This window comes from Nocardiopsis sp. iso_237 (genome assembly GCF_056173345.1).
Map to the genome: position 1 here is coordinate 1775943 of NZ_CM149669.1, position 15633 is coordinate 1791575.

Consider the following 15633-nt stretch of genomic DNA (forward strand, 5'->3'; position numbering starts at 1 on the left):
CGGTCGCCCCGCCGGACCTAGTAGGCATGGGGAAGCTCCTCCTCGGCGTTCTCCGCGTCGTACTCGCGGTCGGTGATGATCAGCTGCGTGCCGACGTCCTCACCGGCGCCGAAGGCCGAGGCCGCCTCGAAGGCCAGCGGGCCGAAGCGCGGGTTCGACTCCACGACCGCCGAGATCCACCCGTCGACGATGTACTCCACCGCCGCCTGGGTGCCGTCCACCGTCACGATCCGGACGTCCCCCGGCGCCTTTCCCGCGCCGTTGAGCGCGGTGACCGCGCCGATGCCCATCTCGTCGTTCTGCGCGTAGATCCCGGAGATGTCCGGCTGCGACTGGACGAGCTGCTCGGTCACCGACTGGCCGCCCTCGCGGGTGAAGTCGCCGGACTGCTGGAAGACGATCTCGATCCCGGGGGCCTCGGCCTCGATCCGCTCCAGGAAGCCGCTCGTGCGGTCGGTGGTCACGTTGTTGCCGGGCGCGCCCAACAGGATGGCCACCTCGCCCTCGCCGCCCAGCGCGTCGATCATCTGGTCGGCGGCGCGGCGGCCCTGCTCCACGAAGTCGGACCCGATGAAGGTCACGTAGTCCTCGCAGGCGGTGCCGTTGATGGGCCGGTCGACGGTGATGATCGGGACGGCGTCGGCGCGCGCCTGGTCCAGGACGGGCTTCCAGCCGTCGGAGTTGAGCGGGGCGATGATCAGCACCTCCGCGCCCTGGGACATGAGGTCCTGGACGTCGCTGATCTGCTGGGAGAAGTCGGACTGCGCGTTGGAGGTGATCAGGTCGATCCCCCGGGCGGCGGCCTCGTCCTTGATGGACTGCGTCTCGGTGATGCGGAAGGGGTTGGACTCGGCCTCGGACTGGGAGAAGCCGACCTTCTTGTCGGTGAGGTCGAAGGGCTCGATCCCGTGGTCCTCGGCGCCACAGGTCTCGCCCCCGCTGGCCGCCTCGTCCAGGACCTGGGCCTGGCCCTCGGTGTCCCCGGCGGCGGCGTTCCCGGCGGTGGCGTCGTCCTCGCCCCGGGCACAGCCGGTGGCCGCCAGGGCCAGCGCCGCGCCCACGGCGGCGGTGGCCAGCAGGACCCGACGGGGTCGGGGGAGCGCTCCCGCGCCGGTGTGGTGGGTGTGGTGTTCGTTCATGTCGGGTCTCCGCCCGGATAGAGGGGAAGCCGACTGGGGGAGTCGGCGGAGGGGGTGCGGGAGCGGGGCGCCGGGTCAGGGGCGCCCCGGGGAGGTGGGGGTCGGGTCACGCGGGTCCGGTCAGGGAGCCCAGGGAGACTCCACCGACCACGAGGTGTCGTGGTCGTAGTGCTCGGCGGTGTCGCGGTCCTCGCCGACGGTGCCCGCCCCGGACAGCCAGAGTTCGGAGTCGTAGTGGCGCAGGTACCGGTCCGGGAAGTTGTAGGAGCGCAGCGAGATCCCCTCGCCGCTCAGCCCGGGCACCGCGCACCAGGTGGCGTCCTGGTCGAAGAGCCCGGAACCGTCGGCGGGCTCCCGGCTCACCCGCGACTCCGCGTGCCGCAGGTACTCGCCCGGGTGGTCCGCCGACTCCAGTGACAGGCACTGGTCGTCGGCCAGGCCGGGCACGAACCGCCAGGTGGCGGCGGTCCTGTCGGCCTCGGAGCTGTCGTCGCCCACCGGGGCGGTGACGCCGAGCCCGCCCTCGTGGGCCAGGTAGCGGTCCTCGTGGCCGGGTGTGGTGACCCGCAGGGACAGGTTCTCCTCAACGGGCACGTCCGCGACGCCGCCGACCGGCTCCCCGGCCAGCAGCTGCTCGTGCGCCCCGGCGACGATCTCCGGGTCGACCTTGAGCACCCGGCGGTCGTACGTCCAGAAGCCGTTGAGCTCGGTCTCCACGTCGGTGATCTCGGTGTAGATCGCCGCCGACAGGCCGTGGGTGCGCTCCAGCCGCTGCACGCCCGCCATCAGGCCGACGTACCGGGTGGCCAGGGAGTGGCCGTCGCTGATGTCCTCGTAGCCGAAGCCGTCGCCCGGGCTCCACTCGTGGCCCTCCACCGGCAGGTTGTAGCCGCCGAACTCGCCCAGCACCGAGATCCGCTCGTCCTCCGCCGGTGCGGGATCCCCCGGACCGACGTAGATGTGGGAGTCGACGATGTCGCCGTTGCCGGTGTCGTGCCAGCCGGAGGCCCCGGTGACCAGGCGCGAGGGGTCGGACGCCCTGACCTCGTCGGTGAGGCGGGCGTCGCCGTCGTACTGGCCCCAGCCCTCGTTGAACACGATCCAGTTGACGATGGACGGGAAGCTGCGGTGCTCGTCCACCAGGGCGTGCAGCTCGGTCTCGAACTGGTCGCGCCCCGCCTGGCTCGGGTCGCCCGACATCGAGGGCATGTCCTGCATGACCATCACGCCGAGCCGGTCGGCCCAGTAGTACCAGCGGTCCGGCTCCACCTTCACGTGCTTGCGGATGGTGTTGAAGCCCAGTTCCTTGTGCGACTCGATGTCGAAGCGCAGGGCCTCGTCGGTGGGCGCGGTGGAGACGCCGTCCGGCCAGTAGCCCTGGTCGAGCGTGCCCACCTGGAACACGTACTCGCCGTTCAGGAGCGGGCGCAGGACCCCGTCCACCTCCCCGGTCTCGATGGAGCGCATCCCGGTGTAGCCCGCGACCTCGTCGTGGACCTCGTCGCCGTCGTCGGAGGTGAGGGTGACGTCCACGTCGTACAGGTAGGGGTCGTCCGGGCTCCACAGGCGTGCGTCCGGGACCGGCACGGTGATCGCGGAGTTCGGGTCGCCGCTCGCCGAGCCCACCTCGGTGCCCTCGTCGTCCAGGACGGTGACGGTGGCCTTGGCGCCCTCGGCGCCGGTGGCGTTCACCACCACCTCCACCTGTTCACCGGGTACGTCCGGGGTGATGTCCAGGCGGGTGACGTGGGCCTCGGAGACCGGTTCCATCCACACGGTCTGCCAGATCCCGGTGAAGGTGGTGTACCAGATGCCGCCGGGCTCCAGCCGTTGCTTGCCGACGGGCTGCTCACCCTCGTCGCTGGGGTCGTGGACCCCCACGACGATCTCGTTCTCCCCGTCCTGGAGGGCGTCGGTGACGTCGAAGGAGAACTTGTCGAAGCCGCCCTTGTGGGAGCCGACGGAGGTGCCGTTCACCCACACCTCGGAGTCCCAGTCCACGGCGCCGAAGTTGAGCAGGACGCGGTCGCCGTCCCAGGAGTCCGGCACCTCCACGGTGCGGCGGTACCAGAGGCGGTCGTGGTGCTCCTCGACGCCGGACAGGGCGGACTCCACCGGGTAGGGGACCAGGATCTCCCCGTCCAGGTCGGTTCCGAACGGCGGGTCCTCGCCCTCTTCGGCGGGGGCCCACTGCCAGAGGCCGTTGAGGTTCTCCCAGTCCTCGCGCACCATCTGCGGGCGCGGGTACTCGGGCAGGGCGTTGTCCGGGGAGACCTCCGAGGTCCAGGGGGTCTCCAGGCGGGGTTCGGCCGAGGCGGCGGCCGGGAGCGCGGTCAGCGCCGAGGCGGTCAGGAACGCGGCCAGGAACGCGGCCAGAACGGGGGCGGCCGCGCGGACGGTCCGGCGGGGCGGTGCGGGAGTCGGGGACGCGGGGGGTTGACGTCTCATGGGGGTTCTCCGTGTCGAGTGGTGCGGGAGGACCTGCACGAGGCAGCGCCACCCCCGCTTTTACAACGTGGGAAACCTGACTTAGCCAAGATGACAGCACGATCAACGAGTCCTGTCCAGACCCTGAAGGGAAACCCGCTGGACATCCGGGGAACACGCAGGCTCCGCCACGTAGGGGAAACGGGCCCGTCAGCATCGCTGGGCAGAGACCGCACCCGTGTTGTATAACGATGTAAAACTCAACGGCCCTGGGTACAGCGGCCCGGAAGGGGAAGCGAGTGGGCATCAGCCTGAAGGACGTCGCGCTACGGGCGGGGGTGTCGGTCAAGACCGTGTCGAACGTCGTCAACGGCTACCGGCACGTCACCCCCGAGACCCGCCAGCGCGTCCAGCGGGTCATCGACGAGCTCGGATACCGCCCCAACCTCACCGCCCGCCACCTGCGCAAGGGCAGGACCGGGATGATCGCCCTCGCCCTGCCCGAGCTCGGCAACCCCTACTTCGCCGAACTCGCGGACGCCGTCATCGAGTACGCGGGCGGGCTCGACTACATCGTGCTGCTCGACCACACCGGGGGGCGCCGCGACCAGGAGGTGCTCTTCGCCCAGGGTCTGCGGGCCCGGGTGATCGACGGGCTCATCCTCAGCCCCATCGAGCTGGAGAACGAGGACCTGCTCGCCCGCGAGAGCGACGCGCCCCTGGTGCTGCTCGGGGAGCGCGAGTACGACGCCCCCCACGACCACGTCGCCATCGACAACGTCGCCGCCGCCCGCACCGCGGCCTCCCACCTGGTGGAGATCGGCCGACAGCGGATCGCCTTCCTCGGGGCCCGGCACGGACGCGCCCGCCAGACCGCGCACCTGCGGCTCCAGGGGTGGCGCGAGGTGATGACGGAGCACGGGCGGCCCACCGGCGACGAGTTCGTCGCGGTCACCGACGGCTACGCCCGCGAGGACGGCGCCCAGGCGATGGCCCGCCTCCTGGACTCGGGGGTCCGCCCGGACGCGGTGTTCTGCTACAACGACCTCGTGGCCATAGGTGCCATGCGCACCCTCACCGAACGCGGCCTGCGCATCCCCGAGGACGTGGCGGTGGTGGGCTTCGACGACATCGAGGACGGTCGGTTCTGCACCACCACCCTGACCACCGTCGCCCCGCACAAGAGGGCGATCGCCCGGGCCGCCACGGACGCGCTCCTGGAACGCCTCTCCGAAACGGAGGGGGCGATCCCGCCCAGGCGCGTGCAGCCGGGCTTCGCCCTCGTCCCCCGGGAGAGCACCGTGGGAAAGCCCTGAGGTTCAGACCGGACGCAGGCGTGCGGCGGCCCCGGCCCGCACGTGCCGGGTGACCTCGTCAAGAAGCGGTGACCGCAGGTTCCAGCGCTGCCAGTACAGGCGGACCTCCACCGGGTGGTCCGGTGCCAACGGCACCAGAGTCCCGGACTCCAGGCCCTCGGCGCACTGCTGCTCGGGGATCACGCCCCAGCCCCAGCCCAGCAGCACGGCGCGGGCGAAGTCCTCCGAGGCCGGGACGTAGTGGGTCGGCCCCCGTGAACCCCCACCGGTGAGGTCGCGCAGGAAGCGGTCCTGGAGGTCGTCCTTGCGGTCGAAGTTCACCATCGGCGCGTCCGGGAGGCGCCCGGGGTCGGTGGCGCCGAACCGCTCCGCGAACTCCGGGGCGCACACGGCCTGGTACCGCAGGCTGCCGAGCGGTTCCACGGAGCAGCCCTGGACCGCCTCCGGAGTGGAGGTCACCGCCGCCATGACCGCCCCCGACCTCAGCAGGCCGGTGGTGTGCTCCTCGTCCTCCCGGTGAAGCTCGAAGACGGCCAGCCCTGGCGGGAGCGCCTCCAGGAACCAGGTGGACAGGCTGTCGGCGTTCACGGCCAGCGGCACCCGCGCGTGGCCCCGCTCGTGGCCGACGGCCCGGAGCTCCGAGCGCACCTCCTGTTCCAGGAGGAGCACCTGACGGGCGTGGCGCAGCACCGCGTCGCCCGCCTCGGTCGGCAGGACCGGGTTGGTGCGCCGGACCAGAACCTGGCCCGCGGCCTGTTCCATGGCCCGGACCCGCTGCGACACCGCCGAGGAGGTGACGTGCAGACGTCGGGCGGCGGCCTCGAAGGTGCCCTCCTCCACCAGGGCGGTGAGTGTGCGCAGATGGTCGAACTGGAAGGGCATCGTACGCTCCTGACGTGCGGTCATAAGGAAGTCTAAGGAGATCTGAGAAAGTTTAGCTTTACTACACGGGGTCTTCTGGTGGACGCTTTCCAGGTGAACGAGACTCTTCTTCCCGCACTGATGGGCATGGGCACCGGTCTGGCGCTCATCGTGGCCATCGGCGCCCAGAACGCGTACCTGCTCCGCCTCGGCATCGACGGCAGGCCCTCCGCCGTGCTGGCGGTGGTGCTGGTCTGCGCGGTCTCCGACGCGGTGCTCATCCTCGCCGGTGTCGCGGGCATCGGCGGCCTGGTCGAGGCGCTGCCCACCGCGATGGTGGTCGTCCGCCTCCTCGGCGCGGGCTTCCTCGTGGTGTACGGCCTGTTCGCGGCCCACCGGGCGCTGCGGCCGGGGCGGGCCGAGGTCCTGGTCCCGGCGGCGAGCGCCCCCGCCCCCGAATCAGGACGGGGCACGACGACCCTGGCCACCCGGTCCACCGGGCTCAGGGCAGCGGTGCTCACCGCCTTGGCACTCACCTGGCTCAACCCGCACGTGTACCTGGACACGGTGGTCTTCCTCGGGTCGGTCGCCAACCAGCAGACCGGAGAGGCCCGCTGGTGGTGGGCGGCCGGTGCGGTGGCCGGAAGCTTCATCTGGTTCTTCGCCCTGGGCTTCGGCGCGCGGCTGCTCCGCCCGGTCTTCGCCCGCCCCGGCGCCTGGCGGGTGCTGGACGGGATCATCGCGGTCGTGATGCTCACCCTGGGCGTCAGCCTGGCGCTCGGTGGTTAGTCTGAAGGTCGGTGCCATGCGGGAGAGTGGTGGCGATGCCAACGCCGAGAGTGAACTCAGGGATCCTCTGGGGTGTTTGTCGCCGGAGTCCGTTTCTCGACAACTTGCAGATTCCGATGGGTTCGCGCCACAGAGCCGCAGGTCAACGAGACTGCTCCCCGCGCACGCGGGGATGGTCCCCTGTGCGAAGACTGCCAGGACGAGACCAGCGCCTGCTCCCCGCGCACGCGGGGATGGTCCTCAGGCGTCGGATCCGTGAGCCGCTCAGAACAGCTGCTCCCCGCGCACGCGGGGATGGTCCCTCCAGGGCACCGACCCCGACGACATGGGCGCGCTGCTCCCCGCGCACGCGGGGATGGTCCAAACGAACGACGCTGACATTCGAGGGAGTCGTACTGCTCCCCGCGCACGCGGGGATGGTCCCGAACAGCGCGCCGACCGTGGCAGGAAACCGATCTGCTCCCCGCGCACGCGGGGATGGACCCACACCACCACCGCGACCGGGTCCGGGTTCCTGCTGCTCCCCGCGCACGCGGGGATGGACCCAGGATGCTGCCCATGTTGGCGGCGTGCGCCCCCTGCTCCCCGCGCACGCGGGGATGGACCCGGCGTCCTTCTCCCAGATGTGGGCGCGAATGACTGCTCCCCGCGCACGCGGGGATGGACCCAAGAAGCTCGCCCGGCTCAAGCGGAGGGAGATCTGCTCCCCGCGCACGCGGGGATGGACCCAACAGCTGAACGGAGCACCCATGACCACGTACCTGCTCCCCGCGCACGCGGGGATGGACCCGACCCCGTCCGGTCGGGACGCCTCGCGCCCCCCTGCTCCCCGCGCACGCGGGGATGGACCCAACAGCTGAACGGAGCACCCATGACCACGTACCTGCTCCCCGCGCACGCGGGGATGGACCCGACCCCGTCCGGTCGGGACGCCTCGCGCCCCCCTGCTCCCCGCGCACGCGGGGATGGACCCAAGAAGCTCGCCCGGCTCAAGCGGAGGGAGATCTGCTCCCCGCGCACGCGGGGATGGACCCAACAGCTGAACGGAGCACCCATGACCACGTACCTGCTCCCCGCGCACGCGGGGATGGACCCGACCCCGTCCGGTCGGGACGCCTCGCGCCCCCCTGCTCCCCGCGCACGCGGGGATGGACCCTGCCTCATGCTTCGGGTTCTCTTGGTGTGAGTCTGCTCCCCGCGCACGCGGGGATGGACCCACCGAGTACGCCGACGCCGCCGCGACCCGGTCCTGCTCCCCGCGCACGCGGGGATGGTCCCTGTTCCAGGATGGCGGCCAGGTGCCCTTTGGAATGCTCCCCGCGCAGGCGGGGATGGGCCTGGCGCCGGTCTGTGCTAATCGGGTGCTCAAGTCTGCTCGTGGCCCTGCGTGCGTGCCTGGTAGGAGCAACAGCGGCACTGCTCTCCGCTGTTCAGGGCTGGTCTACGGCAGGAGAGCTGTGGCGGGCTCTCTTCCCGGGGACAGCTTCCAGAGGCCGAGCGTGGCCAGGCCCATCACGATCATCGGCACCACGAGGACCGGGCCGGTCACCACTGACACGTCGTCGAGGCGGTCAGCCAGAATCACAGACACCATCAGCACGGTGTTGCTGACGGCATGGACCAGCACCGCTGCTTCGAGACCCCCGGTGCGCTGGGTCATCAGGGCCAGACACACCCCGGCGACGACGTAGTAGCTCAGCGCCCAGGCGTCCAGGGAACCGTGGATCGCGCCGAACGCCAGTGCGGTGACCAGTGTGGCGACCGCGAGGGAGACGCCCGGACGTCGGAAGCGCGCGCCGACCGCGCGGAAGAGCAGCCCCCGGAACAGGTACTCCTCACCGGCCGACTGGAGGGGGACGACCACGATCGCCACGAGAGCGAGCGTGATGGTCGCCGCCGTCAGCTGGAGGGATCCGAACGGCATGATCAGGTGCAGCACGACGGTGTAGACGATCCAGATCGGGACCACCACCGCTGCGGCGCGGGCCATCACCCGCCACCGGAAGCGGCCCGCGACCGACGACAGCCACCCGGGGCGTTCCCGGTAGATCGCCCACTGGGCCAGACCGCAGACGGGGATCAACGCCGCGAGCAGCAGGTTGCCCGCCAGCCAGAACCCGACGGTGACGGTGGGGTCCTCGGGGTCGAAGGGCTCCACCCCGAGGAGGCGGTCCAGGGCGATCCCGGCCGGGACGGCCGCGACGAAGAGCACGGCGAGCAGGGCTCCCAGGCCGGTGGTGACGGCCAGGAGGGTGCGCCAGACCTGCGGCCTGGACCGCAGGGACTGGACGTACGAGGGTGCGCTTCGGTTGTTCATGCGGCCCATTCCAAACTATGACGTAGCGTCGTAGTCAAGGAGGCCGAGAAGATGCGCTCACGTGAACTGGCGGACCTGGCCGGGGTGACCGTGCGGACGGTGCGCCACTACCACCAGATCGGCCTGTTGCCCGAGCCGCCGAGGACGGTGAACGGGTACCGGCGGTACACCGCCGACGACCTGGTCCGGTTGCTGCGGATCCGGCACCTGGTCGAGGCGGGCGTCGGCCTCACCGACGTCGGGGAGGCGCTGGACGAGGAGTCGTCGGCTGACGGCGTCCTCGACCGGGTGGAGGCGGACATCGAGGCCCGGATCGCACGCCTGCGGACCCAACGGGATCTCGTGCGATCCCTGCGCGAGCAGTGGCGGGAGCCCGAGACCGCTGACGGGGTGGTCGGCGCCCTGGCCGCCGTGCACCGGGCGTCGGGCCTGTCAACGGAGGCCGCCAGGCTCGATTCCGACATCGCCACCCTCGTCGTGCACCTGTCCGGTGGGGACACCTCGGTGGTGGAGGAGGGCCTCGCCGCGATCGGCGGACTGAAGGACGCCCCCTCGTTCTTCGCCGCGATCAACGCTCTCGTCGAACTCGCTCCCGACGCCGACGCAACGGCACGGAGGCACGTCGCCGACGCGCTGCGCCCACATCTGTCGTCACTCGCGGGTGTACGGGTTCCACAGGGCAGACTCGCGCGTCTGCTCGACGAGCTGCGGAGTCTGCGCCTGAACCCCGCGCAGCTCGACGCGCTCGACCGGCTCTGAGCAGGTGCGGGGAGTGCCCGTCGGCACTCCCCGCCCGATGCTCAGGATCCCTGGTAGGTGGCGTGGTCGAAGTCGGCGTGGCAGCCCGTGCCGGTCAGGTCGTGGACCCACAGACCGAGGAAGGCGCCCGTGAAGCCCCAGATGGTGGCGGTCTCACCGTCGGCCGCACGCTCGGCGGCGTAGTCGTCGGACAGGATGCTGGCGTCCAGTACCCCGCCGACGGGCGTCCAGCTCCGGCCGTCGGGGGAGAGGGCGAACCGCAGTTCGGCTCCGTCGATCACGGCGCGCAGGTGAAAGCGCTCCCAGCCCCGCACGTCGACCCGGTCACCGGACTCGCGTACCCGGCCCCGGTCCGAGCTGAGCACACCGGCGAACAGCCCCTCCTGCTCGTCGAAGCCGACGCGCAGATAGTGCCACTGCCGCATGTTGTAGTACGCGGTCAGCCCGGCCATCCGCTGGAAGGTGTCGGTGGAGAACTCCATCACCGTCTCCATCACGCACCGCTCGTGCTGCACCCGTCGTGCCACCAGGCTCGGGCTGCGGGTGCCGGAGGGGGACTGCCCGCCCTGTACGCGCAGGTGGCCGGGGCGCTCGGTCAGCGAGACCCACTCCTCGTCCACGTGGCGCCGCAGCGTGCTCCACTCCGGGCGCAGCACCGGGGCGTCGAAGTCGTCCTTCGCGGGCGCCTCCGGCCACGGGTGCGGTTCCAGGTCGGGCCCCTCGACCTCCTCGTGGGGCACCCCGTCCCGGACCCGGGGCCAGCCGTCCACCCAGTCCACGCGTTGCAGGGCCGTCTCACGCCCGCGCACGCAACGGCCGCGTTCGGTGAGCGGGCGGGACGCCAGGTGCGCCAGGAACCACTCGCCGGACGGGGTGCTGACCAGGCTTCCGTGCCCGGCCTTCTGCAGGGTCAGTGACGGGTGCTCCCGGGAGGAGAGCATGGGCCCGGCCGGGTCCGCCTCGTAGGGGCCGGTGATCTCCCTGGACCGCGCGACCGTCACCTGGTGGTCCCACTGCGTCCCTCCCTCGGCGGTCACCAGGTAGTACCACCCGTTCTCCCGGTACAGGTGCGGGGCCTCGGTCACCCTGGCCGAGGTGCCCTCGAAGACCACCTGCGGTTCGCCCAGGAGCCGCATCCACTCGGTGTCCAGTTCCTGGAGCACGATCCCCGCGAAGGCGTGGTGTCCGGGCCTCCAGTCCATGAGGCTGGTGACCACCCAGCTCCGGCCGTCCTCGTCGTGGAACAGGGACGGGTCGAAACCCATCGAGTGGATCGGCGCGGGGTCGCTCCACGGGCCGTCGGGCGTGGGAGAGGTGGTCACGTAGTTGGGCGTGTCCCAGAAGCCCTCGGCGTAGTTCTCCACGTCAGTGAAGATCAGGTGGAACACCCCGTCCTTGTGGGACAGGCAGGGCGCCCACACGCCCGCTCCGTCACGGTGGCCGGTGAGGTCGAGGAGGCGGTCGTGGTCGAGGATGCCGCCGAGGGGGCGCCAGTGGACCAGGTCCCGGGAGTGGTGCAGCAGCACCCCCGGGCTCCACTCGAAGGTCGAGGTCGCCAGGTAGTAGTCCTCGCCGACCCGCAGGATCGACGGGTCGGGGTGGAACCCGGGCAGGACCGGGTTGGTGATGGTCGCGGTCGTCATCACGGCCTTTCGGGGTGGGGGTGGTCCTCTACTTGCCGAATCCGGCGGCGAGCCCGCCCAGCAGGTGTCTCCGGCCGAACAGGTACAGGGCCAGGATCGGGATGGTGGAGAGCACCACGGCGGCCATCAGGCCGGGAACGTCGGTGCCGTACTGGGTCTGGAACGCCCAGAGCCCCAGGGGAAGGACCCGGTTGGACTCGCTCTGGGTGAGCACCAGCGGGAAGATGAAGTTGTTCCAGGCGTTGAGGCCGACGAAGATCGCCACCGTCACCACGCCCGGCCGTGACAGCGGCAGGACCAGGCGGAGGAACACCTGCCAGGTCGCGGCGCCGTCCAGCGCCATCGCCTCGTACAGTTCGCCGGGCACGTCCCGCAGCGAGCTGGTGAGCACGACGATGGAGATCGGCAGGGTGAACGCGGCGGTCGGCAGGATGATCGCGGGCAGGCTGTCGTACAGGTGCAGCCGGGTGATGATCAGGTAGATCGGGATGATCACCGCCTGGGCCGGGACCGCCAGCCCCAGGAGGAACAGGGTGAAACTGATCCGGACGGCGCGGCTGCGTCCGCGTACGATCGCGAACGCGGCGGGTACCGCCACCACCAGGACCAGGAGGATCGCCCCGGACGCCACGATCAGGCTGTTGGCCAGGAAGCCGAGGAACCCGACCTCGAAGGCGTTGCGGTAGTTGTCCAGGGTGAGTGACTCGGGCAGGGACAGCGGGCCCCGCGACAGGTAGTCGCCCGGTCCGCGCAGACTCGTGGCGACGAGGTAGTACAGGGGCACGCACACGACGAGCAGCCACAGGGCGGCGCCGATCCCTGAGGCGTACGCCGGTCGGGCGCCGGTTCGGGACGCCATGTCACATCCCCTCCCTCTGGCTGGTCATCCGGGAGTAGCCGGTCACCCGCACCACCGCCAGGGAGAGTCCGGTCCCCAGGACCACCAGCAGCACGGCGATGGCGCTGGCGTAGCCCATCTGGAAGGAGACGAAGCCCTGGTTGTACATGTGCAGCGGCAGGATGCGGGTGGCGTTGCCCGGCCCTCCGGCGGTCAGTAGCAGGACCGTCTCGAAGTAGGTCATGGAGCCGACGAGCATCAGCACCGACGACGCGATGATCGTGTGCCGTAGCTGCGGCACGGTGATGCGCCAGAAGCGCTGGAGGCCGGAGGCCCCGTCCAGTTCGGCCGCCTCGTGGAGTGATCGCGGCACCTGTCGTGCGGCCGCCTGGTACAGGAGCATGTGGAACGGCAGGAACTGCCACAGCAGGATGAGCACGATCGCGTACAGCGCCAGTGCGGGATCTCCGAGCACGTTGCTGTGGCTCAGCGCGAACCACTCCCTGACCTGGGAGGGGATGCCGAAGCTCGGGTCGAGCAGGGCCTTCCAGACCAGGGCGATGGCCGCGGTGGACAACAGCAGCGGCAGGAAGAAGACCGCGCTCACCACCGCCCGGACGCGTTGGGGACCGGCCGCCCACACGCCGAAGGCGAGGGCCAGCGGGGTCTGGGTCGCCCAGCACAGGACGGTCAGGGTCAGGGTGATCGTGAGTCCGCCGCGGACCTGGCCGTCGCTCGGGAGCGCCGACCAGTTGGCCAGGCCCACCCACTGCGGGGTGCCGATTCCGTCCCACGAGGTGAGGCTGAGGTAGCCCACGACGGCCACGGGGGCCAGGCCGAACAGGCCGAAGAACAGCAGTGCCGGTGTGACCCAGAGGAACCCGGGCCGCTCCGTGGCGGAGTTCCTCACCGCTGCTCCATGTCCTCGGCGAACTCCTCAGGGGTGATGTCGCCGATGAAGAGCAGTTGGAGGTTGGTCAGCATGGCCTCGGCCGCCGCGGGGGCCAGGGCCTGGTCCCACGACTGGGTGAAGGTGGGTGCCCCCGAGACCAGTTCGTGGGTGAAGGTGGCGAACTCGGCGTGGTCGCTTTCCTGGAGCTGGTCCTCGATGCCCTCGACGGCGGGGACCTGGCCCTCCTTGATGAGTTCGGCCACGTACTCCTCGGAGGCCAGGGTCTCGACGAGGAAGTCGGTCGCCGCTTCCGCGTGCTGGCTGTCGCTGTTGACGGAGAAGTAGTTGCTGGGGTTGCCGACGATCGCGTCGGGGTCTCCCGCTCCGCCCTCCACGGTGGGGAAGGAGGTGAAGCCGAGGTCGTCGTTCTCGACGAACTCGGGGTTGTTATCCATCTGCTGGGCGAGGTCCCAGCTGCCCATCAGGAACATCGCGGACTCACCGGTGGCCAGGAGGGTGGAGGCGCTGCCGTTGTCGTAGTCGATGGAGGTGAAGTTGTTGCCGAAGGCCCCCCGGTCGACCAGGTCCTGGCAGGTCTCCATGGCCTCCAGGACGGCGGGGTGCCGCCAGGCGCCCTCCTCCTGGTCCGCGACGGCCTGGAACACGTCGGGGCCGCCGATCCGGTCCACGAGGTAGGAGAACCACATCAGCTGGGTCCAGCCCTGGGCCCCGGGGAGGACGATCGGGGTGACGCCGTCGGCCTGGAGGACGTCGATCGCCTCGTGGAGTTCGGCGAGGGTCCGCGGGGGCTGGAGCCCGGCCGCAGCCAGGACGGGCTTGTTGTAGTACATGACGACGGGTTGCACGCCGAGGAGGGGCACGCCGTAGTAGGAGCCGTCGATGGCGGCCACGTCCAGGACGCTGGGAAGGAAGGCGTCGCGGAACTCGGGGTTGTCGTCCAGGGTCGGGGTGAGGTCGAGGACCTGGCCCTGGTCGGCGTACTGGGCGAGGTTGCCGCCGCCCCAGTTGAAGAACACGTCGGGCGCGTTGGGGGAGCCGAGCGCCACCTGGAGGCGCTGCTTGTAGGCGTCGTTGACGAAGGTGACGAGTTCGGCGGGCACGTCATGGGACGCGTTGTGCGCCTCGATGCCCTGTTCGACGATCTCGTTGACCGCCGCGTCCTCCAGGGCCCAGACCTGCACGGTGTCGGCGCCGCCCGGGCCCGAGGTGCCGCAGCCGGTGGCGAGGAGGAGGGAGAGGGCCAGCGAGGTACTGCCGATCACACGTGTCCGGTGGGTGCGACTCATGGCGTGTACACCGTTCTTCCGTTGTTCCGGGGGGTCCGAAAGTCTGCGAAAGGTTTCCGATAGCTTTCGGGAAGGCTGACGCTAAGTTGTCCCTGTGTCTCCGTCAAGGGGAGTTCGGATTGCGAGGAGGTTGCGGTGTTCGACTCCGAAAACTTTCGGGATAGAATCCAGCGCAGCGAACCACCGGAACCCGGTCTTCGACGACGAGGAGGCACATGGCGAAGAGTCGCCCCACGCTGGCCGAGATCGCTGGTGAGGCGGGGGTCTCCGTCTCGACGGTCTCCAAGGTGATCAACGGCCATCTCGACGTGGCGGCCGAGACCCGCCGCCAGGTGGAGCGGTTGCTGGAGCAGCACCGCTACCAGCAACGGCGTCACCGCAAGCGCCGACCGGTCGGTCTGATCGACCTCGTCTTCCTGGACCTGGGCAGCCCCTGGGCCATGGAGATCCTCACCGGGGTCGAGGAGGTCGCGCACGACGCGGGGTTCGGGGTCGTGGTCTCCGCCGTGCACGACCGCAAGCGCAGCAGGCCCGGCCGCAGGTGGCTCGACAACATCCAGGACCGGCGCTCCGACGGAGTGGTACTGGTGCTGTCCGAGCTCTCCCCCCAGCAGCAGGACCAGCTGGACGCGCTGGGGATCCCCGTGGTCCTCGTCGACCCCGTCGGAGACCCCGCGCGGGAGACCCCGGCGGTGGGCGCCGCCAACTGGGACGGCGGTCTGACCGCGACCGAGCACCTCATCGGTCTCGGTCACCGGCGCGTCGCCATGCTCGCCGGCCCACCGGACGTGATGTGCAGCAGGGCCCGCGTGGACGGGTACCGCAGCGCCATGCGCGACGCGGGTCTCCCCGTGCCCGACGGCTACGTCACCCACGGCGACTTCCTCGCCGGGACCGGCAAGGACCTCACGGAGGTCCTGCTCGACCTGCCCGAGCCGCCGACGGCGATCTTCGCGGGTTCGGACCAGATGGCCCGGGGTGCCTACGAGGTCCTGTACAAACGCGGCCTGAGGGTGCCGGACGACGTCTCGGTGGTGGGGTTCGACGATCTCCCCGAAGCCAGGTGGGCGACCCCGCCGCTGACCACCGTCCGGCAGCCGTTGCGCGACATGGCGCAGATGGCCACGCGCATGCTGTTCGACCTGGTCAACGGGGGTGAGCCCGAGACCACGCGGATGGAACTGGCCACTCGCCTGGTCCAGCGCGACAGCACGGCGCCGCCCAGGGAGTGAGCGGGGAGCCGGTGCGGCTCCTGGCCGGGCCACGCGCGGGGGCGGGTTCCCGGGGCGGGGGTGGGGGCTCCCGGGGAAGGGAGAACCCCGGGAACCCTTCGGGCCGACCGGAT

Annotated in this window: 12 protein-coding genes and 1 CRISPR repeat array; of the genes, 4 read left to right on the forward strand and 8 right to left on the reverse strand. The window is 70.7% G+C overall.

All coding sequences use genetic code 11. The features are described from left to right. Window positions 1-17: 17 nt before the first annotated feature. Both AC0VYM_RS08040 and AC0VYM_RS08045 read right to left on the reverse strand, forming a co-directional pair. Entirely contained in the window at window positions 18-1139 is a 1122-nt protein-coding gene (locus AC0VYM_RS08040; protein ID WP_475460647.1) for an ABC transporter substrate-binding protein, read from the reverse strand. Between the two features lie 120 nt (window positions 1140-1259). Then, the gene (locus AC0VYM_RS08045) at window positions 1260-3587 is read right to left on the reverse strand and encodes an AbfB domain-containing protein (RefSeq protein ID WP_475460649.1); all 2328 of its coding nucleotides are present in this window, start codon (window positions 3585-3587) and stop codon (window positions 1260-1262) included. Window positions 3588-3835: 248 nt separating this feature from the next. Here AC0VYM_RS08045 and AC0VYM_RS08050 point away from each other — a divergent pair, with 248 nt between their 5' ends. After that, window positions 3836-4882: a LacI family DNA-binding transcriptional regulator gene (locus AC0VYM_RS08050; RefSeq protein WP_475462971.1), complete on the forward strand. Its 1047-nt coding sequence runs from the start codon at window positions 3836-3838 to the stop codon at window positions 4880-4882. A gap of 3 nt (window positions 4883-4885) precedes the next feature. Here AC0VYM_RS08050 and AC0VYM_RS08055 read toward each other — a convergent pair whose 3' ends face one another. Continuing rightward, window positions 4886-5764, reverse strand: coding sequence for a LysR family transcriptional regulator ArgP (locus AC0VYM_RS08055; protein WP_475462972.1), 879 nt, complete (start codon window positions 5762-5764; stop codon window positions 4886-4888). A gap of 93 nt (window positions 5765-5857) precedes the next feature. On the opposite strand from AC0VYM_RS08055, the gene AC0VYM_RS08060 reads away from it, so the two are divergent. Further along, window positions 5858-6532 (forward strand): LysE/ArgO family amino acid transporter, encoded by a 675-nt coding sequence (locus AC0VYM_RS08060; protein ID WP_475460651.1) that lies wholly within the window; start codon window positions 5858-5860, stop codon window positions 6530-6532. A 151-nt stretch (window positions 6533-6683) separates the two neighbouring features. Continuing rightward, a CRISPR array of direct repeats spans window positions 6684-7871; the repeat unit is 29 nt; unit sequence CTGCTCCCCGCGCACGCGGGGATGGACCC. Between the two features lie 102 nt (window positions 7872-7973). On the opposite strand, the gene AC0VYM_RS08065 is transcribed toward AC0VYM_RS08060, so the two are convergent. Beyond that, complete coding sequence (locus tag AC0VYM_RS08065) at window positions 7974-8849, reverse strand: lysostaphin resistance A-like protein (RefSeq protein WP_475460653.1); 876 nt, start codon at window positions 8847-8849, stop codon at window positions 7974-7976. Between the two features lie 51 nt (window positions 8850-8900). Between AC0VYM_RS08065 and AC0VYM_RS08070 the strand changes: the two genes are divergently transcribed. Continuing rightward, complete coding sequence (locus tag AC0VYM_RS08070) at window positions 8901-9608, forward strand: MerR family transcriptional regulator (RefSeq protein ID WP_475460655.1); 708 nt, start codon at window positions 8901-8903, stop codon at window positions 9606-9608. Between the two features lie 41 nt (window positions 9609-9649). On the opposite strand, the gene AC0VYM_RS08075 is transcribed toward AC0VYM_RS08070, so the two are convergent. From AC0VYM_RS08075 to AC0VYM_RS08090, 4 genes are read right to left on the reverse strand one after another with little or no spacing between them, the layout of a single operon-like run. Then, on the reverse strand, window positions 9650-11251 hold the full coding sequence (locus AC0VYM_RS08075; RefSeq protein WP_475460657.1) for a glycoside hydrolase family 43 protein: 1602 nt from the start codon (window positions 11249-11251) through the stop codon (window positions 9650-9652). A 28-nt stretch (window positions 11252-11279) separates the two neighbouring features. Then, window positions 11280-12110, reverse strand: coding sequence for a carbohydrate ABC transporter permease (locus AC0VYM_RS08080; RefSeq protein ID WP_475460659.1), 831 nt, complete (start codon window positions 12108-12110; stop codon window positions 11280-11282). Window position 12111: 1 nt separating this feature from the next. Further along, window positions 12112-12999 (reverse strand): carbohydrate ABC transporter permease, encoded by an 888-nt coding sequence (locus AC0VYM_RS08085; protein ID WP_475460661.1) that lies wholly within the window; start codon window positions 12997-12999, stop codon window positions 12112-12114. Then, window positions 12996-14288, reverse strand: a complete 1293-nt coding sequence (locus tag AC0VYM_RS08090; protein ID WP_475460663.1) for an ABC transporter substrate-binding protein — start codon at window positions 14286-14288, stop codon at window positions 12996-12998. Before AC0VYM_RS08090 ends, AC0VYM_RS08085 begins: the two co-directional genes overlap by 4 nt. A gap of 215 nt (window positions 14289-14503) precedes the next feature. Between AC0VYM_RS08090 and AC0VYM_RS08095 the strand changes: the two genes are divergently transcribed. Beyond that, window positions 14504-15520 (forward strand): LacI family DNA-binding transcriptional regulator, encoded by a 1017-nt coding sequence (locus AC0VYM_RS08095; RefSeq protein WP_475460665.1) that lies wholly within the window; start codon window positions 14504-14506, stop codon window positions 15518-15520. Window positions 15521-15633 lie beyond the last annotated feature (113 nt).

Coding starts and splice junctions, on each gene's coding strand:
- AC0VYM_RS08045 (WP_475460649.1), bottom strand. CDS start 3,587: ATGAGACGTCAACCCCCCGCGTCCCCGACTCCCGCACCGCCCCGCCGG.
- AC0VYM_RS08080 (WP_475460659.1), bottom strand. CDS start 12,110: ATGGCGTCCCGAACCGGCGCCCGACCGGCGTACGCCTCAGGGATCGGC.
- AC0VYM_RS08090 (WP_475460663.1), bottom strand. CDS start 14,288: ATGAGTCGCACCCACCGGACACGTGTGATCGGCAGTACCTCGCTGGCC.
- AC0VYM_RS08065 (WP_475460653.1), bottom strand. CDS start 8,849: ATGAACAACCGAAGCGCACCCTCGTACGTCCAGTCCCTGCGGTCCAGG.
- AC0VYM_RS08055 (WP_475462972.1), bottom strand. CDS start 5,764: ATGCCCTTCCAGTTCGACCATCTGCGCACACTCACCGCCCTGGTGGAG.
- AC0VYM_RS08095 (WP_475460665.1), top strand. CDS start 14,504: ATGGCGAAGAGTCGCCCCACGCTGGCCGAGATCGCTGGTGAGGCGGGG.
- AC0VYM_RS08075 (WP_475460657.1), bottom strand. CDS start 11,251: ATGACGACCGCGACCATCACCAACCCGGTCCTGCCCGGGTTCCACCCC.
- AC0VYM_RS08040 (WP_475460647.1), bottom strand. CDS start 1,139: ATGAACGAACACCACACCCACCACACCGGCGCGGGAGCGCTCCCCCGA.
- AC0VYM_RS08070 (WP_475460655.1), top strand. CDS start 8,901: ATGCGCTCACGTGAACTGGCGGACCTGGCCGGGGTGACCGTGCGGACG.